General features: G+C 42.5%; 16 protein-coding genes, 1 other RNA gene and 6 pseudogenes. 8 read left to right on the top strand and 15 right to left on the bottom strand.

The genetic code is table 11. The features are described 5' to 3' along the window. Positions 1-69 precede the first annotated feature (69 nt). The 4 genes and pseudogenes from tnpC to AC4CUX_RS11365 all read left to right on the top strand — a co-directional run. Positions 70-1470 (top strand): annotated as a pseudogene (tnpC, locus tag AC4CUX_RS11380) (IS66 family transposase); the annotation flags it as partial. A 576-nt stretch (positions 1471-2046) separates the two neighbouring features. Beyond that, complete coding sequence (gene ltrA, locus AC4CUX_RS11375) at positions 2047-3708, top strand: group II intron reverse transcriptase/maturase (RefSeq protein ID WP_005167203.1); 1662 nt, start codon at positions 2047-2049, stop codon at positions 3706-3708. A gap of 104 nt (positions 3709-3812) precedes the next feature. Beyond that, positions 3813-4040 (top strand): annotated as a pseudogene (locus tag AC4CUX_RS11370) (transposase domain-containing protein); the annotation flags it as partial. Positions 4041-4063: 23 nt separating this feature from the next. Next, a complete protein-coding gene (locus AC4CUX_RS11365; RefSeq protein ID WP_490792404.1) occupies positions 4064-4378 on the top strand; it encodes a metalloregulator ArsR/SmtB family transcription factor in 315 nt (104 codons plus the stop codon). A 258-nt stretch (positions 4379-4636) separates the two neighbouring features. Here AC4CUX_RS11365 and AC4CUX_RS11360 read toward each other — a convergent pair whose 3' ends face one another. From AC4CUX_RS11360 to AC4CUX_RS11350, 3 genes are read right to left on the bottom strand one after another with little or no spacing between them, the layout of a single operon-like run. Next, positions 4637-5350: an ABC transporter ATP-binding protein gene (locus AC4CUX_RS11360; RefSeq protein ID WP_004984479.1), complete on the bottom strand. Its 714-nt coding sequence runs from the start codon at positions 5348-5350 to the stop codon at positions 4637-4639. Beyond that, complete coding sequence (locus tag AC4CUX_RS11355) at positions 5343-6566, bottom strand: ABC transporter permease (RefSeq protein ID WP_490792403.1); 1224 nt, start codon at positions 6564-6566, stop codon at positions 5343-5345. The genes AC4CUX_RS11360 and AC4CUX_RS11355 overlap by 8 nt, the downstream gene beginning before the upstream one ends. Beyond that, positions 6563-7789, bottom strand: coding sequence for an efflux RND transporter periplasmic adaptor subunit (locus tag AC4CUX_RS11350; protein ID WP_026070342.1), 1227 nt, complete (start codon positions 7787-7789; stop codon positions 6563-6565). The genes AC4CUX_RS11355 and AC4CUX_RS11350 overlap by 4 nt, the downstream gene beginning before the upstream one ends. A gap of 133 nt (positions 7790-7922) precedes the next feature. Here AC4CUX_RS11350 and AC4CUX_RS11345 point away from each other — a divergent pair, with 133 nt between their 5' ends. Further along, positions 7923-8687, top strand: a complete 765-nt coding sequence (locus AC4CUX_RS11345) for an IS5 family transposase (protein ID WP_078426309.1) — start codon at positions 7923-7925, stop codon at positions 8685-8687. A gap of 335 nt (positions 8688-9022) precedes the next feature. Here the strand turns inward: AC4CUX_RS11345 and AC4CUX_RS11340 are convergent, their stop codons facing one another. From AC4CUX_RS11340 to AC4CUX_RS11315, 6 genes and pseudogenes are all read right to left on the bottom strand, one after another. Continuing rightward, positions 9023-11899, bottom strand: coding sequence for a type I restriction endonuclease subunit R (locus tag AC4CUX_RS11340; protein ID WP_490792402.1), 2877 nt, complete (start codon positions 11897-11899; stop codon positions 9023-9025). A gap of 28 nt (positions 11900-11927) precedes the next feature. Beyond that, entirely contained in the window at positions 11928-12827 is a 900-nt protein-coding gene (locus AC4CUX_RS11335) for a DUF5655 domain-containing protein (RefSeq protein ID WP_490792401.1), read from the bottom strand. 17 nt (positions 12828-12844) lie between these two features. After that, the gene (locus tag AC4CUX_RS11330) at positions 12845-13696 is read right to left on the bottom strand and encodes an HNH endonuclease (RefSeq protein ID WP_490792400.1); all 852 of its coding nucleotides are present in this window, start codon (positions 13694-13696) and stop codon (positions 12845-12847) included. 68 nt (positions 13697-13764) lie between these two features. After that, positions 13765-14499 (bottom strand): annotated as a pseudogene (locus AC4CUX_RS11325) (restriction endonuclease subunit S); the annotation flags it as partial. Continuing rightward, positions 14479-14988: pseudogene (locus AC4CUX_RS11320) on the bottom strand (restriction endonuclease subunit S); the annotation flags it as partial. The pseudogenes AC4CUX_RS11325 and AC4CUX_RS11320, both read right to left, overlap by 21 nt. After that, on the bottom strand, positions 14988-16556 hold the full coding sequence (locus tag AC4CUX_RS11315; protein ID WP_490792399.1) for a type I restriction-modification system subunit M: 1569 nt from the start codon (positions 16554-16556) through the stop codon (positions 14988-14990). The gene AC4CUX_RS11315 and the pseudogene AC4CUX_RS11320, both read right to left, overlap by 1 nt. A gap of 203 nt (positions 16557-16759) precedes the next feature. On the opposite strand from AC4CUX_RS11315, the gene AC4CUX_RS11310 reads away from it, so the two are divergent. Together AC4CUX_RS11310 and AC4CUX_RS11305 are read left to right on the top strand one after the other, a co-directional pair. Continuing rightward, on the top strand, positions 16760-16921 hold the full coding sequence (locus AC4CUX_RS11310) for a YhfG family protein (RefSeq protein ID WP_126037373.1): 162 nt from the start codon (positions 16760-16762) through the stop codon (positions 16919-16921). 12 nt (positions 16922-16933) lie between these two features. Beyond that, positions 16934-17530 carry a putative adenosine monophosphate-protein transferase Fic gene (locus tag AC4CUX_RS11305; protein ID WP_004694827.1) on the top strand — a complete coding sequence of 199 codons (597 nt, stop codon included), beginning with the start codon at positions 16934-16936 and terminating at the stop codon, positions 17528-17530. A gap of 27 nt (positions 17531-17557) precedes the next feature. On the opposite strand, the gene AC4CUX_RS11300 is transcribed toward AC4CUX_RS11305, so the two are convergent. The 5 genes and pseudogenes from AC4CUX_RS11300 to ssrA all read right to left on the bottom strand — a co-directional run bounded on the left by AC4CUX_RS11300 (position 17558) and on the right by ssrA (position 20073). Continuing rightward, on the bottom strand, positions 17558-17788 hold the full coding sequence (locus tag AC4CUX_RS11300) for a helix-turn-helix transcriptional regulator (protein WP_004694829.1): 231 nt from the start codon (positions 17786-17788) through the stop codon (positions 17558-17560). Positions 17789-17862: 74 nt separating this feature from the next. Then, the gene (locus AC4CUX_RS11295) at positions 17863-18744 is read right to left on the bottom strand and encodes a recombination directionality factor (protein WP_287167016.1); all 882 of its coding nucleotides are present in this window, start codon (positions 18742-18744) and stop codon (positions 17863-17865) included. A gap of 225 nt (positions 18745-18969) precedes the next feature. Then, a pseudogene (locus AC4CUX_RS11290) lies at positions 18970-19461 on the bottom strand (YqaJ viral recombinase family nuclease); the annotation flags it as partial. Then, positions 19458-19535: pseudogene (locus AC4CUX_RS11285) on the bottom strand (Arm DNA-binding domain-containing protein); the annotation flags it as partial. The pseudogenes AC4CUX_RS11285 and AC4CUX_RS11290, both read right to left, overlap by 4 nt. 179 nt (positions 19536-19714) lie before the next feature. Then, positions 19715-20073: a transfer-messenger RNA gene (gene ssrA / locus AC4CUX_RS11280) on the bottom strand. A 130-nt stretch (positions 20074-20203) separates the two neighbouring features. On the opposite strand from ssrA, the gene glpK reads away from it, so the two are divergent. Next, positions 20204-21688 carry a glycerol kinase GlpK gene (gene glpK / locus AC4CUX_RS11275; protein ID WP_201950235.1) on the top strand — a complete coding sequence of 495 codons (1485 nt, stop codon included), beginning with the start codon at positions 20204-20206 and terminating at the stop codon, positions 21686-21688. A 94-nt stretch (positions 21689-21782) separates the two neighbouring features. Here the strand turns inward: glpK and AC4CUX_RS11270 are convergent, their stop codons facing one another. Next, positions 21783-23312: a DHA2 family efflux MFS transporter permease subunit gene (locus AC4CUX_RS11270; RefSeq protein WP_490792398.1), complete on the bottom strand. Its 1530-nt coding sequence runs from the start codon at positions 23310-23312 to the stop codon at positions 21783-21785. Positions 23313-23318 lie beyond the last annotated feature (6 nt).

Here is a 23318-nt window from a genome sequence, read left to right as displayed (position 1 = left end):
GCTCGACCATTCTGCCATCCTCCAAACGTTCTATTTCATTATCTTCATGACCTCAGGCATACTGCGGTCATGAATACGCTGCCTGACTTAAGCCAACTGACCCATGAACAACTGCTGGAATTCACCAGACAGTTGGCGCTGCAGCATCAGTCTCTAGCACAATCAAACCAGCAATTAGATGCCAGAGTTCAACATCTTGAAGTCACCAATCAGCAATTAGATTCTAAAGTTCAACATCTTTCTATTCTCACGCAAAAATACGAGCATGAGCTCGCACTATTTAAACAGCACAAATTTGGCAGTAAAAACGAACATCTCACCGCAAAACAAATCCATCTGTGGGACGAAGCGGTTGAAGAGGATATCGCAGCAGTTGATTTGGAACTGGAGCGGCTGAATGCAGATAAAACCGATGCAGCGACACAGAAAGCCAAAACCAATAAACCTAAACGTCGACTGCTACCCGATCATCTACACACCATCCGTATTGAGCATGAACCTGCATCAACCCAATGCAGTTGTGGCTGCCAGTTACGTCGTATCGGCGAAGATATCAGTGAAAAACTGCATTTCAGACCGGCACAGTTCTATAAGGAACAGCATGTGCGTGGCAAATGGGTCTGTGATCAGTGTGACACCCTGACTCAGCAAGCGATGCCCGCCTATGTGATTGATAAAGGCATTGCTTCACCTGAACTGCTCAGCCATGTGCTGGTATCGAAGTATGCCGATCATTTGCCGCTGTACCGTCAGCGCCTGATCTATCAGCGGGCGGGCATTGATCTGTCCAGATCTACTTTATCTGACTGGATTGGTCGCTGCGGTGTGGAACTGGAACCTCTGGCGAATGCCTTAAAACAGGTGGTGCTGCAACAGCGGGTGATCCATGCCGATGAAACACCAGTCACCATCATGCGGATGGGTGATGATGAGAAAAAACCGAAGAAAGGTTATGTCTGGGCCTATGCCACTACACAGTACAATCCAGTTCAAGCGGTGATCTATGACTTTCAGGATAGCCGTTCAGGTCAGCATGCAGAAGAGTTCCTGAATGGCTGGCAGGGCCATCTGGTCTGTGATGATTACAGTGGTTATAAAGCACGCTTTAAATCAGGCGATGTCATTGAGGTGGGCTGCATGGCGCATGCACGTCGTAAATTCCATGAGCTACATGTGACTGGGAAAAGTCAGATCGCTGAACAGGCATTACTGATGATTCAGAAACTGTATGCGATAGAAGCAGAACTCAGGAAAAAGACCGATGGTACAGCGGAAGACCGCCGCGAATACCGACAACTGCATAGTCAACCAGTGATGCAACAACTATATGAATGGCTCAACCAACATCATCTGACAGTGCCATCGAGTTCTCCCACCGCCAAGGCCATCAATTACACTCTGAAGCGTTGGCCAGCTTTAAGCCGCTATCTGGATGATGGCAATCTACCTATAGATAATAATTGGGTGGAAGTGCGACACGAAGTCGCTTAATGAAGTTGTTCCCCCCTGCGGGAACCACCCGTGTCACCGGGTGAATCTAGAAGGCTGAATAAAGAGCGCCTTCAACAATGTAACGAGGCACCGCAAGGTGCGGGGTATCAATCGTGAGAGGCGTACCCTTCTGGCAGCCATAGCCGGACAAGGGCTAGATAATCGGTATGGTGAACACATGTGAATCTGCGTAACGATCGTTAAGTTGAACGAGCGGAAATGGCTGATACGCTCGAACCAAAACGGTAATGGAGGTGGGAATTGCGTCTTTCGACTACGCATTCGTGACCCATACGCCTCCCGGTCGATAGCAGGCACCTAAGCCGATGTACTTCAGTAAGCGGAACGTGGAAATCCCGTATTACTCCCATTGGGAAAGCAGTTTGCAAAAACTGCCCATGGTGATGCGGGCGAAGGAACGAGGAAAAAGCGAATGCCAGTCTGTAATGGGTTGGATAGAGGTTGAAACATTACCCCACGCGAAAGCGGGCTGACGTCCTTATGGTCTCTCATCACAAGAGAGTGTGTAGAACCCTTTTAATGGAGGGAGAGCAAATGAATGCAGCAGTATCAGCGTGTGCACCTTCCAGCACATCGTGGGACAGCATCGATTGGATTGCTGTACAGCGTCATGTCAGAGGGCTGCAAGCGCGTATTGTGAAGGCGGTACAAGACGGCAGGCATAACAAGGCGAAAGCTTTGCAATGGCTGCTGACTCACTCGTTTAGTGGCAAAGCATTGGCCGTCAAACGAGTGTCTGAAAACAAAGGCAAAAACACGGCTGGGGTCGACAAGGTGACTTGGAATACACCCAAGGCCAAGACCGGTGCGATGATGTCGTTGAAGAGGCGAGGTTACACGCCCCTTCCGCTTCGGAGAGTCCTTATTCCGAAGAAAAATGGCAAGATGAGACCTCTCGGGATACCCACGATGAAATGCCGGGCCATGCAGGCGCTCCATCTGCTGGCTTTGGAACCCATCGCGGAGACCATCGCTGATCGGAACTCTTATGGGTTCAGACCGCAACGCTCAACCGCGGATGCTGCAGCACAGTGCTTTGGTGTGCTGTCAAGAAAAGTAAGTGCGGAGTGGGTGCTAGAGGGTGACATTCAAGGCTGTTTCGACAATATCAGCCATGACTGGATGATCGCCAACCTCCCAATGGACAAGGTGATTCTACGGAAATGGCTCAAAGCCGGTTACGTCTACCAAAGCAAGCTGTTTCCCAGTCTTTCCGGAACACCGCAAGGAGGTATTATCTCCCCGGTGCTGGCCAACATGACCTTGGACGGACTGGAAACGATGCTGGCGAAGAGGTTCTCTAACGCCAAATGGACAGGCAAAAAGCTGCAACTGGTACGGTATGCGGATGATTTCATCATCACGGGGTATTCTAAAGAGTGGCTCGAAAATGAAGTTCGTCCTGCCGTGGTTGAATTTCTGGCGCAGCGCGGTCTCGTGCTCTCTCAGGAAAAGACCAAAATCACGCACATAGGGAACGGGTTCGATTTTCTTGGCTGGAACGTACGTAAGTACAACGGCAAGCTACTGATCAAGCCGTCAAAGGCAAACATCAGCGCTCATCTTGACAAGCTGCGAGCATTAATCAATGCAAACAAAGCGACACGACAGGCCACTTTGATCGGTTTGCTCAACCCGATTCTAAGGGGTTGGGCCAACTATCACAGTCATGTCGTTGCCAAGAAGGTTTTCAACCAGGTAGACAACGCAGTGTGGGAAATGCTCTGGCGATGGGCTGTACGTCGCCACCCTCGCAAGACACTCCGATGGGTCAAAGATCGGTATTTCAAAGTACAAGGAGCGCGTCGATGGGTGTTCTCATGTGATGAACAGTCCGCCGATGGTCGGAAGCGACAATACACATTAGTGTCTGCCTCGGACACGCCAATTGTGCGACATATCAAGATCAAGGCTGCTGCTAACCCTCATGACCCCGCATGGGATGAGTACTTCGAATCCCGATGGGGTAAAAGAATGCTGGTCTCCGCAAAGGGGCGAGCCAAGCTGTATCGGGTGTGGCTAAAACAAGGTGGTCGCTGCTGCGCCTGTCTTAAACCAGTCACCAAAGATACACCATGGCACAGCCGTCATATTGTGAAGCTAAGTCATGGTGGAACGGATGCAGTTGCTAATCTTGAGATTTACCATCTGTATTGTCCGAGGAGTGTTCAGTTTGCCAATGTCAACGATGTATAACCGGGTGCCGAATGGCGCCTTAGCAGAGGCTTGAGCCGTGTGCTGGGAAACTCGCATGCACGGTTCTTAGGGGGTTGGACGTAGGTAACTGCGTCTGACTACCCGACAACCAGATGCGACCTTGGGCGTTGGGACGTAAGAATTGGCTATTTGCAGGTTCGCTGCGCAGTGGACAGCGAGCGGCAAATATCATGACTTTAATCCAGTCAGCAAAGCTGAATGGGTTGGATCCGTATGCCTATCTCAGTGATGTGCTGAAAAGGCTGCCGACGCATAAAGCGACCCAAATAGAAGAATTACTACCACATCGCTGGAAATCCAACTCAAATTAAAAAATAGGCATGGGGTTCAGCGGATGCTTACTATGATTGCTGAAAATGCCAAAATTGATTTTTCTCAAGTCGATTTCGTCAGCCAATGCCTGAAAGTTTTGGCCAATCCTGATCGCCTGAAAATCTTATGTGTCCTGGTGGATGGGGAAATGAATGTTCAGGAAATTGAAGAATCCACTGACATTCATCAACCTACACTTTCACAACAACTGACTGTCCTACGTAAGGCTGACATGGTCAGCACACGACGTGAGGGTAAACAGATTTTCTATCGTCTGAGTGATCCCAAGGTCTTAAGTTTGATGCAAAAGCTGTACGAGCTGTATTGTGCGAATTAATCCGCTTAGTACAGCCAAAAAGAAATGATCAGAAGCAGTAAACCTTTGTTTTTTTTTAATACTCTTAATATTGAAAAATCCTGTACTCATTTTTTCTCTAGATTAGATTTAGTGAACTAAATCTGAAAAATATTTTATTCAAATTACACAGGGTTATAATTTATCGATTTACAAGTTTGTTCTTATATCGTGCTAGAATTTTGATGTCTACTCAATGTTTTGAACTGCTTTTACCAGAAGAGTGATCTACATTCCGGCTCATTCCATCTCGTGTTTGGAATCACTCTGAATTCTCCCATCCACCAAATTAATGGTTCGATCACAGGTCGCCGATAATCTAGGATCATGAGTCACCAATAAGACTGCACAGTCATGTTCGCGATGTACTTTACGAAATAATTCAAACATTTCCGCAGCAGTTTGAGTATCCAGATTACCTGTCGGTTCATCGGCCAACAATAGTGCAGGCTGAGTAATCAGTGCACGTGCAATCGCTACGCGTTGCTGCTGCCCTCCAGAAAGCTCATTGGGTTTACGGTCAGCGAACTTATCTAACCCTACAGCGGCCAATAATTCATGGGCATATTGCAACGCAGATTGATCTGGCTTACCTTGCTTCAGCATTAATGGCATGAGTACATTATGTAAGGCAGTAAAAGCCTGTATAAGATGATGGAACTGAAACACAAAACCTATACTATTGCCTCGTAATGCTGTCCGAGCCGTATCATCCATACGGCTTGTAGCCTGCCCCAACAAGTACAACTCACCACGACTAGGCTGATCTAATAAGCCGAGAATATTCAGTAAAGTACTTTTGCCTGAACCAGAAGGACCAATTAATGCAGCAAAGTCATTCCGTTGAATACACAGGTCAATTCCATGTAATACCTCCACTTCATTAGGCTGCCCAACATTGTAAGACTTTCGCAATGCTTCTAAACGCAGTACTTCCTGAGATGGATCAAACATGACGAATTGCCTCCACAGGATCAAGTGCAGCAGCCCGACGGGATGGTATTGCAGCAGCCAAAATACCTGTCATTGTCGCCAAGAATAATGCCGACAAGATAAGCTTGATTGAAATCGAAATATAAAACAAGCCGGGACCAAACTGATTAAATCCCCAGATCAAACCATAACTGACTACACTACCAAGCATCGAACCAAGCAGACCAAAAATTGCTCCCTGAAACAAGAAAACTCTTAAAATTTGTGCTTGTGTCGCCCCCGTCGCACGTAAAATACCGATTTCCCGAGTCCGTTGCACCACACTCACCGACATCACACTGGCAATGCCAAAAGCGACTGAAATCCCTACAAAAACAATAATCATGTTGGTCGAAAGACTTTGAGCGGTAATCGCATTCATTAATTGAGCATTGGTTTCAATCCAGCTTTCTGCTTTTAATCCTGTCAGGCGTCCAACTTGTAAGGCAATTTGATCCGCCTGAAAAATATCCTGAATCGTCAGATCAATCACGGTCACGCCACCTGGCAAATTAAGTAAAGATTGCGCCTGTTTCAAATCCAGATAGACATAGCGCGCATCCAATTCACGCACGCCCAGTTCAAATATTCCAGAGATATTCACCACTGCATTTTTCTGTTGCCCAGTATCTAACCTTAATTTGCTCCCGACTTGCACACCCAAATCTTTGGCCAATTGACGCCCAATTAATACATTATCCGCACTGACTCGTAGTTCACCACTCACCATATATTGCTTTAACGGAATAATTTGTCGATAACGTTCAAGATTGATACCAACCAAAGCAACCGATTGAATCGCCTCTCCACGCTGTACAAATGCAGGACCAGAGACCACAGGAGAAACCGCCGTCAACACGGGCAACTGATCTAAAGTCTCAGTAATCTGCTGCCAATTATTAATAGAGCGTAAGCGTTGCGCACGCTGATCTTCTTGTAACAACTGAAGTGTTCCTGCTGCTGGTGGCACAATGTGATTCACCTCATCTGGTGAAAGCAAACGAATATGCGCCTGCGTCCCTAAAGTCCTTTCTACAATATTCGATTGTAAGCCCTGAATTAAGGCGCTAATGAACACAATGACTGCCACCCCCACCGCGATGCCAATGGTAATCATCATCGACTGTGTGCGACCCTCTCGCAGAAAACTGATTGCGATAGTCCACTCTGTCCAAAGTCGCCCAAAAAAGTTTTTCAATCGAATTTCACCGGTAATTCGTTTTTGCTATTTGTCGGATCCGTTTGACTCTGCAAAACACGTTTAGTTTGCTCTATTCGGACACGAATTCCATCTTTAAGTACTGATTCTGCATCGGTAAGGACGTGATCACCTTCTTTCAATCCAGCTACAACTTCCGACATGACCAAACCACGTAAACCCAGTGTGATGGGATGACGTTGAATTTTTCTATCTCTTACTAAAATAACCATAGCCTTGTTTCCACTTATACTGCTTAAAGCATCATTTGGAATGACCAGGGTTTGCTCGCGCTTGTTGGTTTCAACATTTACCGATACCGTCATGTCTTGACGCAAAAAATCAGGGACTGGATCAACTGTTAATCGAACGTCTACTGTGCCACGTTGAGCATCAATACTTGGGGCAATAAAATTAATATGGGCAGGAAAAGGTTGATCTGGATAGGCATCCGTAATCACTGCTGCTTTTTGTTGTAAAGCCAGCAGTGGTAAATTTCGCTCATCAAATGGCACTCGTATTTCAGTCGCACCATCCAGTGCAATAGTGAACAGAGTCTGACTCGGTTGTACCAAATCCCCTGGCTCAACATTACGGGTTAAAATAATACCTGAAACTTCTGCGCGAATTTTGGTCTTGGCGAGTTGCGCTTGTAATGCAGCGAGTTGTTCACGTAATTTTGTCTCTTCAACTTTATCTGGGGCAAGTGAAGCAACTTTTAATCGAGCTGATTCCAAATTATTACGGGCGAGTTTTTCTGCCTCTATCGATTTCTCCCTTTCCTCTGCTGATAATATTCCTAATTCGGTATTTCGTCTGCGTACCGCCTCTCTTTGAGCCTGTTCTAATTGCACTTTGGCATTCGCTAAATCGAATTCTGCTTGCGGACGTCTAGTGGTTGCGAGTTCCTTTAATTCAGCTTCTGCCTGCCGCACCTGCGCTGAAATTTCATCAGATTTCAGTACTAAAAGAACATCCCCTCGAGAGACCCGATCTCCCTCTTGAACCAAGCGCTCAAGAACAACCCCTGTAATTTCACTACCAATCTGAGTCCGAGATACTTTCTCTACCCGTCCTGAAGCAACAACTGTCTGAATCAATGGACTAGATACGACTTCATAACTAGGTAACAATGGTCCTTGCCACCAGCGATATATAGCAAAACTGACGAGCAAAACCAGTAGTATGATCATGATCCAAGGCTTATAACGGGTAACAAGCAATTCCATTCTCCAAGCCAGATTAAAGAAAAGTTTTTGAATTGAATAATTAATGTCTAGGGCCTGTTGACATTTTCTGTTCAAAAAAATAGCGAGAAAGTAAAATTTAATCGCCAAACCAAATTTACTTCTCGCTATGCCTCGTACAATGCTGAATGATCAACACTGGTCTAAGTTACTTTCTATTTTCCGAAATTTTGATATCTATTTCAAATCTAATTTGAGAAATTTTGTCGAAGCAATACTTTATAGAATAAGAACAGGCTGCCCATGGCGTGATTTGCCTAAAGAATTTGGTTCGTATAACTCAATCTTTAAAAAATATAATCGTTGGTGTAAAAATGATAAGTTAATGAAAATATTTAAATTAATTTCTTCAAATGCTGATATGGAATGGGTTTTTATTGATGCTAGTCATGTTCGGGCACACCAACATTCTGCTGGAATAAAAGATCAGGATATTTCTAAAAGCATTGGTGGAAATAGTTCTAAAATACACTTAGCTGTTGATGCGGATGGCAATCCAATCGAAATTATTATCTCCGATGGAACGATACATGATGTCAAGATTGCTCCCAAAATGATTGAAAAACTTGATTTGAGTGAAACGGAAGTATGTTGTGCAGACAAAGGATATGACTCTGAATCATTAAGAGAACAAATATCTGTGAAAAAAACTAAAGCGAATATTCCAAGAAAATCAAATACTCAGTCAAATAATGATCATATGGATTGGTATTTATATAAAATCAGACACTTAGTTGAGAATGCATTTTGTAGGTTAAAGCAGTTCAGAGGAATAGCAACACGATATGATAAGCTAAAGTGTAGCTATGAGGGGGCAGTTGCATTAGCTTGTATATTTATTTGGCTACCTTTATCGGGTAAATTCTATACTTGAAATGTCAACAGACCCTAGTTAAATATATATGAAAATTTAGTTACAACACACCAAATTAAAAAAGCACACCATTTTTATTAAATTATTTTCTCTTACTGTTATAGTTTTTTCATAATTTTGATTAAAAAACAAACAAACAATAAACCTATATTTCTATATATTTCATAATTTTATATAAAATAATAACACGTTTTAGACTTTAACATTCCAGCTATCAATAACGTAATACATAGCCATATTTAGTAAAGTAGCTGTGATGGTGACAGATGAACTACCACCTTACTCATTAATAAATCTAAATTTTTATAATTGCTTTGACCCAATTATTACCTCTATTAAAGTCCCACATAAAACTTCTCAATCAACTGTCTTGTTTTTACCATTAAATTGGTTAGCACATTGTCTCGCTCAAACAGCTTCACTTTGAAGTTAGGCAACTCTTTCATTTCTTCTTTACGTGGCAAGCGTTGATTGAACTCGTAATTATCCAAGACCTGTTTCAACACTTCAGGTTTTAGGTTTTCTTTCTCACAGAAATGTTGATAAGCCTGTTGCTTCTCTGCATCCCAGAACTGAGCAAAGGCTGTTTGTACACTCTGTCCATTGATCATTTTCGGCATATTTTCTTCGATGAATTTTTGGATCAAGTCTTGTTTGTTATGCAAGCTAATATCACTGCCAATCAGATCATGTACTTGAGCTTCGTATTTCTTACGCTGCTCATCTGTTTCAGCATTCACCGCCATTTGTAACAATGTCAGGATATAACCCACATTAATACGGTCACTGTGCAGTAAATCCAATTGGAAATCGACATCATCCAGCACCGAGACTTTTTCTTTTTTAGTGGCTTTACGAGTTGCTCGACATAGATCTGCATATTTCGAAGCGAAATTAGCAAAGTGTTGTTTATCTAAAACAGTCTGATCTTGGTCATATTCCACAAAAGTTTGCAGTTGTGCGTTGTAACGCATGACCTCGCGGAATGCCTTGATGAATTCCAGTTGCTGATCTTCAGTCAGCAAATCATCCACGGCTTGATAGTCGGGGGTAATGTTCAGTAATTTTTCGACTGCATCCGCATAATCCTGTTGAATTTCTTCAAAGCTCGGTACCAGTACTGTCTTTCTTGCTTCCTTATTAGAAAACAGGGCCAAGGCTTCATCCGTAGCACGTTTCAGATTGCGGAAGCTAATGATGTTTCCGAAAGGCTTTTTGTCATTGTACACACGATTGGTACGTGAGAAAGCCTGAATCAGACCATGGTATTTAAGGTTCTTGTCCACATACAGCGTATTTAGGGGCTTTGAATCAAAGCCCGTCAGGAACATATTAACCACTAATAGAATATCAATCTGCTTTTTCTTGACTCGATCTGCAATATCTCGATAGTAGGCATAGAAGCCGTCACCAGAATTGTAGTTAGTACCAAACTGGGCATTATAATTAGCAATGTAACGTTCTAGTTTGTCGCGGCTAGACTGGTTAATTTGTGTTGGGGTGTCTGTAGATTCTTCATGAATCAAACCATTCTGATCTACAGTATCGACTGCTTCATTAGCGCCGTAGGAGAAAATTGTAGCAATGGTCAGTGGCTTAAACAGCCGACCTTGGGCTTCATCCTGTTGTTGCTTTTCAGCTTGGACTTTCTCAAACAAATCGTAGTACTGGGTCAAGGTATCGACTGAACTAACACAGAACATCGCCGTGAATTCACGACTCTTGGTTTTGGTGTCATGTGTCTCAACGATATAACGTGCAATCATTTCCAGTCGTTGCGGATTGTCGTATAGCTCTTGGGTGTCAATCCCCTCAACATCATCATCACAATCAAGATTGTTCTGCATCCCTTTAGCGGTATATTTGCCACGGTAATCAATTTGGAACTGCAATACATTGCGGTCACGTATCGCATCGACAATCACGTATTGATGTAAGCACTGATTGAACAGGTAATCCGTGGTCAGTTTCAAACCTGCTTTGGATTGGCTGTTTTCCTCAAAGATCGGTGTTCCCGTGAATCCAAACATCTGCGCATTGCTGAAGAATTTTTTGATGTTCTGATGGGTATCACCAAATTGGCTACGGTGACATTCATCAAAGATGAACACCACTTTTTTGTCTTTTAAATAATTGATGTGTTCTAAATAGCGGTCTGTGCTAATCGCACGATTTAACTTTTGAATAGTGGTGACGATAAGCTTGTCGTGGCGTTGATCGAGTTGTTTGACCAAAGTATGCGTGCTGTCTGTGCTATCCACACTCTCAGCTTTAAAAGCATTGAACTCTCTAGATGTTTGCGTATCGAGATCATTACGATCCACCACAAATAAAACCTTTTCAACATCGGGCATATTCATGATGATCTGACTGGCTTTAAATGAAGTCAGGGTTTTACCTGAACCTGTAGTATGCCAGATATAGCCGTTCTGATCGGAGTTTTGCACATGCTCCACAATTTTCTGTACCGCATAAATCTGATAGGGACGCAGCACCATCAGGCTTTTGGTGGTTTCTAGCAGCACCATGTACTGGGTCAGCATTTGGGTCAGATGCTGATGATTTAAAAATGCTTCGGCAAAGTCGACAATTTCATTGATGTGTTTATTGGTAACATCTGCCCATGGAAAGGCAAATTCGATGCCTGTTGTACCGTTTGAGTAATAGCGAGTATTTGCGCCGTTACTGATAATAAAGAGCTGAATAAAACCAAATAGCCCTTGCCCTGCCCAATAGGCTTCACGAATATAGCGTTGGGTTTGATTAAAAGCTTCGGCAATTTCCATGCCGCGTTTTTTCAGTTCAATTTGTACCAAAGGCAAACCATTAACCAAGAGTGTGACATCAAAACGGCTGGTTCTGCCATTATAGTCACGGTGATCAATGGTGATCTGGTTGGTGACCTGATAGATATTTTTGCTTGGGTCATCGGACAGGAAAAAAAGGTGTTTACTGGTACCATCATCAAATTTGACTGGAAATAGATCACGCAGATTCTTGGCGCGTTCAAACACTGTGCCCGTGTTCAAAAAACTGATGACCTGTTTCCATTCCGTTTCTGACAGGGGCGCAAGTCCATTGGCACGTTCGACTTGGGTTTTGAGGTTAGACAGTAGTTGGCTTTCATCCTTGAGCGTGACTGAGGCATAACCTAATTGTTGCAGTTGGCCGATCAGTTCATTTTCAAGTTGATATTCGCTTTGTACTGTCATTTCCTTTCCCTCTAAAATCTTAAATTATTCACTTCAATGTCTGTTTAATTAAACTCAAGATATATTCTAAATTTTCACTATCTTTAACTTTCACAGCAAAATAATTTCCATCAACCACATCCTTAAAAAAATTTCTAGGATCATCGATTAATTTCTTTCTTTGCTCACTAATATCAAAACGTATGAAATCTTTCAAAAAATGCACATATAAAAGATTGGAATTCTTACATTTAAAGGCAATATAGTTTTTTCGAATATTCATTTCTATGTCAGGTGCTAGATTTAAAATCGAATCCCTGAATTGCTCATATAGCTCTTTAATGTCATCAGACTTATCCGCCAAGTGATAAGCTTCATCATATGTCTGGATTTCTTTAGCAATTTTTTTAATGTCTTCAGACCCCATCTTTTGCACTTGCTTAATTGAAGGGGCTGATTTGGTTTTCTGCAATGGATTGACTGAAATAATTCCACCCTGATAGCGTTTGATTTCCCACAGCTCAATGCTGAAGTCTTTAAAATTAGTAGACTGCTTTTGAAAGTCAGTAAAGCTCGGTGAAACAAAGATGATTCGGCTCTGGGACCAATCCACATCCTGACGTTTAAGCTGTTTGCTCTGGCTCTCATTGTACTCAACGATAAAATCTGCCTTATAGTCGAGCATCAGATTCAGATAAGAAACACCTTGGTCAATCACGCTATAATTGCGTTCACGCTTGTATTCGATAATTACGAAGGCCTGACTTTCGGGATCGAAAGCCAGTGTATCAATACGGTTGTTTTTAATGGTGAATTCAGACTTGATGAATTCCAGACCTGTAAAACTGTAAAGATTGTTTTCAAACAGGCTTTGAATTTCTCTTTCCAAACGAAAAGGATCTTCTGTAAGTTCTACTAATGACTGTTCTTGGGTTTGATAAAGCTGCATTAAAAATCTCGAATTATTTATTCTTCAAATGTTTGTCTAAGCGGATTCCTCAAAGAAACGCTATATAAAAGTTTTAATCTCTTAATTGTCATTGGAATACCATTTTCGGTTTTATGGAGCATGGCATGACAGTTAGGACAGACTGGTCTTAGATCTTCTTTAGGATCTACTTCATACTCTTCGCCAATCGTGTGCAAAGGCTTAAGATGATGTACGTGGATGAAATCTTTAGCAAATGAGCCATACATATGTTCAAAGCTTAAGCCACAGACATAACAACGTGTTCCATGAATTTCTATACATTTAGCCCTTGCTTCAGGGTTACGCTCATATTTATTCACTAAAACCGTTTGCTTAGCTCCTTCAGGAAAGGTTTCATTTTCTAAACCTGCTTCATCTGGATAATCGTATTCAATACGATCTCTCTGAAATTGATCAGCAATAAAATCCAATAGTAATTTAATCGGGTGATTGAGCGCTTTTTTGCGGTCTGTTCTTCTTGCTTGGAGTGTATCCGTTTTAGGCAATAACCCGCTTTGAATAAAATAATCGCGAGTCAATGACGTTTTATCCAATTTGCTGACTTTCTGAAAAACTGAAAAATTCCCTGTATATGACTCAATTTCCTCTTTCATTTTCCAATATTTGCGCTGTTCAATTGGATAGTTATTACCTGATTGATCAAGCACTTTAAATTGATACATCACCTTTGAAACAGGTTGAGTGACATAGATATAAACATGATCCCCTAATTGAAAACCTGCATTTTGATTTTCTGCGTGATTACTCCAATAAATGACAGGTAATTCTTCATACGCACTTTCTAAATCAAATTCTTCGTATTTAACGCTTATTAACCAATTTGCCATTCTATTTTTCAACCTTACCCCTTACGAAACGATGTTTCTCATCTCTTAAAAGGAGATGGGAAAATCCTTTAAACAAACATCTGCTGTAACAAGCCTTTTTTCCAAGTTTTGGCCTGTTCAATTTGCTGTGCAACCACTTCAATTTTTTGGTCAATGGCAGAGAGAAAATTTGCGATTTTGGTTTGTTCTTCTAAGCAAGGATATAAAATAGGCATGTCGAAAAAATCTTTATTTGTAATATTCATTCGATCATGTCTAGCGCCTGAATTTGCCACACCTTTGACGTAATCATGCCAAAAATTACTATCAAAGAAATACTCTAAATATTTTAGATTCCCTTGTATGACTGTAAAGACGGTATAAAGAGGCGACATTACACCTAAACACTTTTTATTTCGTTTGATTGGTCCAACAGGTGCATGAACAGATATTCGAGGGTTATATACAAAGTCATCTAAATTTACGATGTAATAACCGTTTAAATTTGATTTAGTAACTATTTCTCTTTCAAAGTAATCACTTTGTTTAATAATTCCCTGAGTAGCAGAGTTTGTTAAAACCTCAGAAATACTTCCATCTTTATTTTTGCCCGATCTTTTTGAAGCAATTTCATTTAGAGGTTTATCCTTCCACTCCCCAAACTCACTTCCATCATCTGCTTTAAAACGAATTTGCTGGCTAAACAAATTTTGCATCATGCCTTGTTTATATTGGCTAAGTAGCTGATATTTTTGTGTGAGTTGGCTAATCTTTTCATCCACGGTAGAAAGAAAAGATGCGATTTTGGTTTGTTCTATCTTAGATGGAAACGCTAAATTAAATTCTTCAACAACGCCAACATTTAAATTCTGAACGCCACCACCTTGAAAAACCCCTTGTTCAGCTTGAATTCTAGCTTTAGGGGAATTTAAAAAATGTTTTAAAAAGATATTATCTAAATTTTGATTAGCACGAATATGAGTGAGACTTACATAGACACCATATTCCTCTTCCTTATCAAAAATAGCAGCTACACCATATGATGCCCCAACACGACTGTATAAAATATCCCCCTTTACCAACTTTGTTTTACTAATTCTCTTATAAAAATCGTCAGAGATATTATTAACTTTGGAATAGTTCATCTCACCATCTCGTGAGACATTTTGGGCGGATAAAAAAGGATAACCACCTTCAGTAACATATTTAGGTGTGCTAGCAACCCCACACCTTAAAACATCAGTTAAATCTTTTAACTTTTTAGAAGTCCAACCCCCATCAAACTCTTTAAATCTTAACTTCGGCGTAGCCATTACTTCACCTCCACAAACGGTGAAACAATACCAAGCTCTTTGCAAAAATCTGCAATCACAGCATCGGTCTTTTGACTATTTTGTTCCAAATCTTGCAGCTGCTGGGCAATTGCATCTAGGGCAATTTCTGCTTCGGCTTCAAAGGTATCGACATAACGCGGAATATTCAGGTTGTAATCATTGTCCTTGATTTGCTGCAAGGTCGCGACATGCGCGTATTTTTCAATATCCTGACGGTTTTCAAATGCCGCAACAATCTTATCCAAATGCTCAGGCAATAACTTGTTTTGATTCTTCTGCTTTTCAAAATCATTGCTGGCATCAATAAACAGAATATTGCCGCTCTGCTCACGGTTTTTCTTCAACACCAAAATACAGGTCGGAATAGACGTACCATAGAAAATATTGGCGGGTAGACCAATAATCGCATCCACCACGTTCATCTGCTCAATCAAATACTGACGAATCACGCCCTCACTCGAACCACGGAACAAAACGCCATGCGGTAACACCACCGCCATGGTGCCATGTTCATCCAGTTGATAAAGCATGTGCTGTACAAAGGCCATATCCGCTTTGGAACTTGGCGCCAGCTTGCCATAAGCAGCAAAGCGTTCATCCTGTAGGAATAACGGATCGGCTGACCAGTTAGCTGAAAATGGTGGATTGGCCACCACTGCATCAAACTTTTTATCCAGATGCTGCGGACGGGTTAAGGTGTTTTCCTGCTTGATGTCGAACTTGGCAAAATGCACATCATGCAGAATCATGTTCATACGTGCCAAGTTGTAGGTGGTACGGTTCATTTCCTGACCGTAAATCATATCGACATCTTTAACTTCACGTTTTACCCGTAGCAACAACGAACCTGAACCGCAGGTCGGGTCATAGACTGAACGTAAACGGTCTTTGCCTTGGGTGACAATCTTCGCCAGTAAAGTCGATACCGTTTGCGGGGTATAGAATTCCCCCGCTTTTTTGCCCGCGCCTGAGGCAAACTCACCAATCAGGTATTCGTAAGCATCTCCCAGTACATCGGCTTCGGTATTGGAAATATCAAAATCAATATCATCTAAATGGCTCAGGACTTTCGCCACCAGTGCATTACGGTCGCTGGCATTATTGCCAAGCTTGGTCGAGTTTAGATCCAAATCTTCAAACAGATTGGCAAAGTCATCGGCAGAGTCGGTGCCTAAAGTGCTTTGTTCAATTGATTTTAAGGTCGCAGTTAAATCATCTAGAATGAATTCGCCCTGACGACCACGCTCGGCTAAGGTATGGAATAGCTGTTTTGGTGTAAGCGCATAACCCACTTCGGCAATGGCATTCTTTTTAATTTCTTCGATATAAGGCACATGCTCAGGATTGTTTTCATCCAGCTCAAGAAAGCTGACCTCTTCGCCATCCAGTAATTCATTGGCAAAGTTCACCGATTTTTCTGATAAATATTTAAAGAAAATAAAGCCCAGAATGTAATCACGGAATTCATCGGCGCCCATGGTGCCACGCAAAGTATTGGCAATATTCCAAAGTTGTTTTTGTAATTGTTGCAGTTGTACGTGGGTCATTGTTATAGGAGTCCGATGAAATGAATAAAACATGACTAGTTTACCGAAAATTAAAGTTTTTTCAGCAAAATTGGTTGGATAAAGACATAAACTGTCGCAATTAAATTTAACCACAACAACATTTTTATTTTTTGACTGCCGCCATTTGATATAAGTCAAATCTGATATACTGATTAAAATTTTTGGACTTAAGGAGCCTCAACGTGCTTAAGACAATTGAACAGAAAAAAAAATATATTCAAGCAACACGCTTACAGAATTATCGGGCTAGCCTAAAACTTGAAGGTCTTTCTCCTTCAACAACTACTTCAACTTTAAGCAAAAACCAAATCCTACAAAAGTATAAAAAGCTTTCAGAATCATAATTTGGTGATTTGATGGATAAATATGGTGAAATGGGAGACAGTCTTTACTGTTATCCAAATTCTAGTATTCTCAAAAACAAATTACATATCCAAGATGAAAAAATTTTGGAGCAGGCCGAATTAGAGCTATCTGAATATGCCAGTTTACACATTGAATATACTGAACCACCTTACGATCTCCAATACCTAAAAAACATACACTACTCCTTATTTTCAGACCTTTATGAATGGGCTGGTGAACTTAGGCAAGTTGATATTTCAAAAGGTGATACACGCTTTTGTACTTTTAGTCGTATTGAAGTTGAAGCTAATAAGCTTTTTAAACAACTTCAATCTCAAAACTATTTTCAACATATTGAAAAGCAAAAGCTTATTATGCAGCTTGCCGATTTTTATTGTGAACTTAATGTCATTCATCCCTTCCGCGAAGGTAATGGACGCACTCAGCGCATTTTCTTTGAACATCTTCTCGCCTATTGTGGTTATGGTGTTGATTGGTCTCAAATAGAATCTCAGGAACGTTGGATTCAAGCTAATGTTGAAGGGTTCTATGGACACTTAGACGGATTAGTTCAAATTTTCAAGGAATGTATCGTCATTCCTGAATGAAAAAATAAGGGAGCAGTAGCTCCCCAATTATTCACGACTCGCCAACTTACTTTCAATCCATTGATGGATCTCAAAAGCTGACCAGCCGATACGGTTTTGGGTGATCTTTACTTTCTTTGGAAAAGTTGGATCATAATACGGTGAATATTCATCCATCATTGCATAAACTGTCGAACGTGCTACACCTACTATTTCTACTACTTGATGTATATTGATCAGCTGATTTATTTGAAAAGTTTGGCCAACAAATGCATTCATGATATGTACTCCTATCTCATGGTGACGAGCAACTCGCTCATGAGATACGGGATTCCTGTAAGGTTTTACCCAGTTCAATTCAACGCCGTGACTGATCCTTGCAATCCCTGCTGGATATTAAACACTCTGTTCTCATCTGTTGGCTGGCCATCCTCTCCTTGATAAAACTCCTCAACGACATTCATGCCATCCTCACTATCCACCTCAAACTGCGAATTCCCATAACCCTGTAAAGCCATATGATCTAAAGCATTCTGATTGAATCCAGCCAATTTACTTTTCTGATCAATCTCCTTGGCTGTTTGAATCGCCTCTTGTAAATGAATCCCCTCACGTAGGGTTAAGTCCACGTAGTACACAGGGGTACGATAGCTTTGTGTCGTGGATTTGCCTCGAAGGGTCAATTGCAACGGCAGGCATGACAGCAAGCCATTCGATGCAGCATGGTAATAACGGAGTCGTGCTGACAAAGTCCGAATACTGTTAAAGCCTGTGGTCCTAAATACAAAACTGCCAAACTCATCCGACTCATCCAAATTCACATACAGACGACCATAGGGCTTGCATAAGCCCCCTTGTGCCAAAGCGCATAAATCAGGGGATGGACATGGATGTTGCTCTACGCCTTGATTGGTTAAGCGTTGACAGGTTTCACCATTACCCATGCAAACAGGTCGCCCCGTCTGCCGATCAAATAAACTGTATTCCGCACGTAAGTTCAGTTCGGGATCATTAAAGATCATCCGTACTGGAATGGTTCTGAGTTTTTGACTAGGGGCTTTGACTCGAAGTTGCTCATCTAAAGGATGTTTCACCCAACCCTCCTTGTTCTGGATTTGGCTGGTGATGGTGAATTGGTCATCCTTTTCAGGGAGGCGCTTGCCGTTCTTTTCTACAATTTTTCCGATACTGATTCGTCCGAGTACCGGCGGTGTAATCACTAAACCTTTAATCATGGGGATATTCCTTCTATTCATTTTTATACTGATCAGCCGAATGTATTGAAGCACCTGCTCTTACGTCATTCTTTGATAGCGTCAAGCAAGACACATCAAGCAATGACTACAGGAGAATCTGTTGTGCATCGGTCAATCGATCTGGCAAAGCTGTCCAATGCCCTTTCTTCTTTGAAGGAGGGGCGAAGGGGCTGCTTTGCCGATTTTTTTATGCAGGCGCTTAGATCAAGATTCAGCATCAGTAAAGATATTGAATCGACGACTGCCCTGCTTGTGCAGTGGATATTGCTGTATTAGCTCAGGTTGATGTTCGATCAATGTTTTGGTATTGAGACTGATCGTAGCTTTTGCTTTTTTCCAGACCACCGAACCTCTGCTAAACACCGCACGTTCGTTGTCTTTCATTAGCATTTGGATTTGATGTTTCAGTTGATCAAAGTGTTCTTGCTGATCTTGAAGATCGGCCTTCATTTTGATGAGCTGATCAAACAACTGATTGGCATGTGGGTCATGACTTAAATCTTCAACACTAAGTGGCACATGTGCTGGATATAGTAGTTGCAATGCTTTGGCTGCGGATTCACTGGCATCGGCATCAGGTGGAATATCCTTTTCAACACAGTCCCAGAAGTAACGTTCTGCATTTACAATATGTTGAATCACCGATTCACTACGGGTGACTTTAAAGATACGTGTTTCATGCCCACAGATCAGTACACTTTCGATTCGGGTTCAAGGTTAGCCAGTACGGTATCTGATAACGGTCTACGTTTAATTTCTGTTCTTTTCATGGCTTGTACACCAACGGATTCAATAAATCTTGCAATGTACAAGACAGTGTACACGGTGCATGTACACTGTAGCTAGTTATATTTGGTTATGTTTAGGCAAGAAAAAAGGCTCAATCCCTTTAGAATCAAGCCTTTCATCTACTATTTAAAACATATTTGGGTATGTTTTGTTAGGTATTTGGTGGAGGTGGCGGGAGTTGAACCCGCGTCCGCCAGCACTACGCTCGAGAATACTACATGCTTAGATATCGTCTACTGTTTTAACTCTTTGTGACCCGACGAACAGGGTACAAATCGCGATCCTCTTAATTTAGTACAAAACCCCGAGGCTTGGTTTTATACGGACTTGTGTGCGTGCGCTTCAGTCGGACTCTCTAACCACAAGTATTCGGAGAGGCGGACAAGCTGCCCTTAGGCAGCTAGAGCGTATGATTCGTCGTTTGCGACTAAAAAATGCAAATTTGATTTACGAGAGAAAATGCGCTCTCGACATGCATCTATGAGTTTCATCACCAGCGTCGAAGCCAGAAACACCCCCAAAGTAGCGGCAATCATAGCATAGTTGCTAGAAAATACGATCTATTTTCTAAACAAACACACATATTGATGCGCTTAATTACATAATTGCGCTAATATTTTGGTTTTCAAGTCCAACAATAAAATAATTTATGAGCTACTTACTTGCACTCGACCAAGGAACCACTTCGAGTCGTGCCATTATTTTCAATGAACAAGGTCAAGTTCAGGCAACGGCGCAACGCGAAACACGTATACATACCCCCCAATCAGGCTGGGTAGAACAAGATGCCCAAGAGATTTGGAGCTCACAAATTGCTGTTGTACAGCAGGCTCTGGCTTCTGCTCGTATTTTAGCCAAAGACATCAAAGCCATTGGTCTTACTAACCAAAGAGAAACGACTGTCGTATGGGATAAACGCACAGGTCAGCCGCTTGCACCAGCCATTATCTGGCAAGACCGTCGTGCATTTGAATGGTGCAATCAGCTCCTACAGCAAAACCTAAAAGATAAGATTCAATCCAAAACTGGACTCCGAATTGACCCTTACTTTAGTGCAGGAAAATTGGTCTGGTTACTCGAGCATGTCAATGGTCTACGCACACTGGCTGAACAGGGGCATGTGGCCTTTGGCACGATTGATAGTTGGCTGATTTGGAATCTTACCCAAGGTGCTCAACATGTCATCGAAGTCAGCAATGCCTCTCGCACCATGCTCATGAACTTAAGTACCCAGCAGTGGGATGAAGAGCTGTTAGATCTATTTAATATTCCGTCTGCATTACTACCAAAAATCATCAACTCGGACACCTATGTCGCCGATACCGCGGCAGGCTTACTCGGTGCCAATATTCCGATTACAGGCATATTAGGCGACCAACAGTCTGCGCTGTTTGGACAGTCCTGTTTTGACATTGGGACTGCCAAAAATACCTATGGCACAGGTTGTTTTATGCTGTTCAATACAGGCGAGACCGTTCAATACAGTAAGAACAAACTGCTTTCGACGCTGGGTTGGAAAACGCAACATCAAACCACTTATGCCCTAGAAGGCAGTGTATTTATGGCAGGTGCGATTGTTCAGTGGCTACGAGATAATTTAGGCATTATTCAAAAAAGTAGCGATGTTGAAAAATTAGCTTGTACAGTTCAAGATACCGATGGCGTCATGCTAGTTCCGGCATTTACTGGACTCGGTGCGCCACATTGGGACAGTGAAGCGCGTGCCCTCTTATGTGGAATGTCGCGTGGAACCAATAAGGCCCATATTGCTCGTGCAGCCTTAGAGTCCATTGCCTTTCAAGTCTCTGATGTACTGACCGCCATGCAAGCCGATATCCAGCAGCCGCTGAAAGAGCTCCGCGTCGATGGTGGTGCCAGTCAAAATGACATGCTTATGCAGTTTCAAGCCGATATTTTAAACGTGCCTGTACTACGCCCTAAGATGCAGGAGTCGACCGCATGGGGCGCGGCGGCTATGGCTGGCTTAAAGTGTGGCGTATTTTCAAGTTTGGATGAAATTGCACAGTCTTGGCAGCTTGAACGTGCTTTTGAACCGAAAATGAGTCCAGATCAACGTGAATTTCACTTACAACAATGGCAATCTGCCTTGAAACGCGCAAAGTCAGAACTTTGATTATTTAACGCTATTGTTTTGATATCTCAAAACATCATAAAACGGCATAACATACATAGTAAAAAACCGCTTCTAAAAGCGGTTTTTTACTACCCTAATGCGCATGTCCGCCACCGCCTGCCCCTATTTTAGGTTTAGGACAGAGCCAAATAATAGATGCTGCAAATAGGAACACCAAGGCCAAGATCAGGAAAATATAGTTTGCCGACAAGGTCAACGCTTCTTTATCCACCAAACTAGAAATATAGCCTAATGCACCTTCCGCGCTCATTCCCTGCTGCATCAACACCGACTGAGTTTGATCTGTATGCAAACTGCCGACCATTTCACTACGTGCAACTTTAGTATGGTCGTCCCAAATAGTGACAGCAATCGAGGCGCCTATCGCCCCTGCCATAGTTCTTAAGAAGTTCATTAAACCTGCGGCAGATGCCATTTCATGCGGCAATACCGATGACAGTGCCATGTTTGATAATGGAATAAAGAAAAATGGCACAGCAAAGCCCTGCAAGATTTGCGGTAATGCCAATGCAAAAAAGTCTGCATCGGTAGTCCAGAACGAGCGCATCAAGGTTACCCCGCCCAAGATACTCAAGCCAAAACTGGCCAGGGCACGTTGGTCATATTTGGTTGCTAATTTCGCCACAATAGGTGACATAGCTAAACTACCAAAACCCATGGTTGCGGTTAAATAACCGGCCCAAGTTGCGGTATAGCCCAAATTGATCTGTAACCACTGCGGAATCAGTACAATACTGCCGAAAAATGCGCCAAAGCCAAAGGCCAGTGCCAAGACAGAAATCGTGAAGCTACGGTATCTAAAGATTTGAATATTCACCACTGGATGCCGTTCGGTCAGCTCCCAAATGGTAAAAATCACCAAGCCAATCGCAGCCGTTAAAGCCAGTACCACGATCGCTGGGCTATTAAACCAATCACGTTCATGCCCCAAATCGAGCATGAGCTGTAATGCTCCAATCCATAAAATCAGGAGGATCAATCCACCGCGATCAATTTTGAGTTTGGCCGTTGCGGTTTCCGCAGGTTTAAGCAGACGCATCGCTGCAAAAGCACATGCGATCCCAACAGGAATATTAATAAAGAAAATCCAATGCCAAGACATGTTGTCACTGATGGTTCCTCCTAAAATCGGACCAAGAATCGGGCCAACCACCGTCGTCATTGCCCACATGCCCATAGCTTGGGATTGCTTTTCTGGAGGAAAAATCCGCATCAGTAACATCTGACTGAGCGGCATGATCGGGCCACCAAATAAACCTTGGCCGATGCGGCAAAAAACCAGCATTTCTAAACTGGTCGATAAACCACAAAATACCGAAAATATGGTGAAGCCAATCAGACTTAAGGTAAAAACCCTCACGCCACCAAAACGACCTGCGAGCCAGCCTGTTAAAGGAACACATATCGCTTCAGCCACAGCATAAGAGGTAATCACCCATGTTCCTTGCGAACTCGATACGGCAAGACTTCCCGTAATATGAGGCACAGAAACATTGGCAATGGTCATGTCCAGCACGACCATAAAGTTGGCCAAAGCGAGGACGAAAGCCGCCAACATCAGGCGACCACCCTTTAAGTCACCATAGGGAACGTAGCTATTCATGTGCAA

It is taken from the genome of Acinetobacter sp. 231_lipA (genome assembly GCF_058243005.1).
This window is presented reverse-complemented; position numbering and strand designations above follow the sequence as displayed.

Coding starts and splice junctions, on each gene's coding strand:
- ltrA (WP_005167203.1), top strand. CDS start 2,047: ATGAATGCAGCAGTATCAGCGTGTGCACCTTCCAGCACATCGTGGGAC.
- AC4CUX_RS11365 (WP_490792404.1), top strand. CDS start 4,064: ATGCTTACTATGATTGCTGAAAATGCCAAAATTGATTTTTCTCAAGTC.
- AC4CUX_RS11360 (WP_004984479.1), bottom strand. CDS start 5,350: ATGTTTGATCCATCTCAGGAAGTACTGCGTTTAGAAGCATTGCGAAAG.
- AC4CUX_RS11345 (WP_078426309.1), top strand. CDS start 7,923: ATGCCTCGTACAATGCTGAATGATCAACACTGGTCTAAGTTACTTTCT.
- AC4CUX_RS11340 (WP_490792402.1), bottom strand. CDS start 11,899: ATGACAGTACAAAGCGAATATCAACTTGAAAATGAACTGATCGGCCAA.
- AC4CUX_RS11335 (WP_490792401.1), bottom strand. CDS start 12,827: ATGCAGCTTTATCAAACCCAAGAACAGTCATTAGTAGAACTTACAGAA.
- AC4CUX_RS11330 (WP_490792400.1), bottom strand. CDS start 13,696: ATGGCAAATTGGTTAATAAGCGTTAAATACGAAGAATTTGATTTAGAA.
- AC4CUX_RS11315 (WP_490792399.1), bottom strand. CDS start 16,556: ATGACCCACGTACAACTGCAACAATTACAAAAACAACTTTGGAATATT.
- AC4CUX_RS11305 (WP_004694827.1), top strand. CDS start 16,934: ATGGATAAATATGGTGAAATGGGAGACAGTCTTTACTGTTATCCAAAT.
- AC4CUX_RS11300 (WP_004694829.1), bottom strand. CDS start 17,788: ATGAATGCATTTGTTGGCCAAACTTTTCAAATAAATCAGCTGATCAAT.
- AC4CUX_RS11295 (WP_287167016.1), bottom strand. CDS start 18,744: ATGATTAAAGGTTTAGTGATTACACCGCCGGTACTCGGACGAATCAGT.
- glpK (WP_201950235.1), top strand. CDS start 20,204: ATGAGCTACTTACTTGCACTCGACCAAGGAACCACTTCGAGTCGTGCC.
- AC4CUX_RS11270 (WP_490792398.1), bottom strand. CDS start 23,312: ATGAATAGCTACGTTCCCTATGGTGACTTAAAGGGTGGTCGCCTGATG.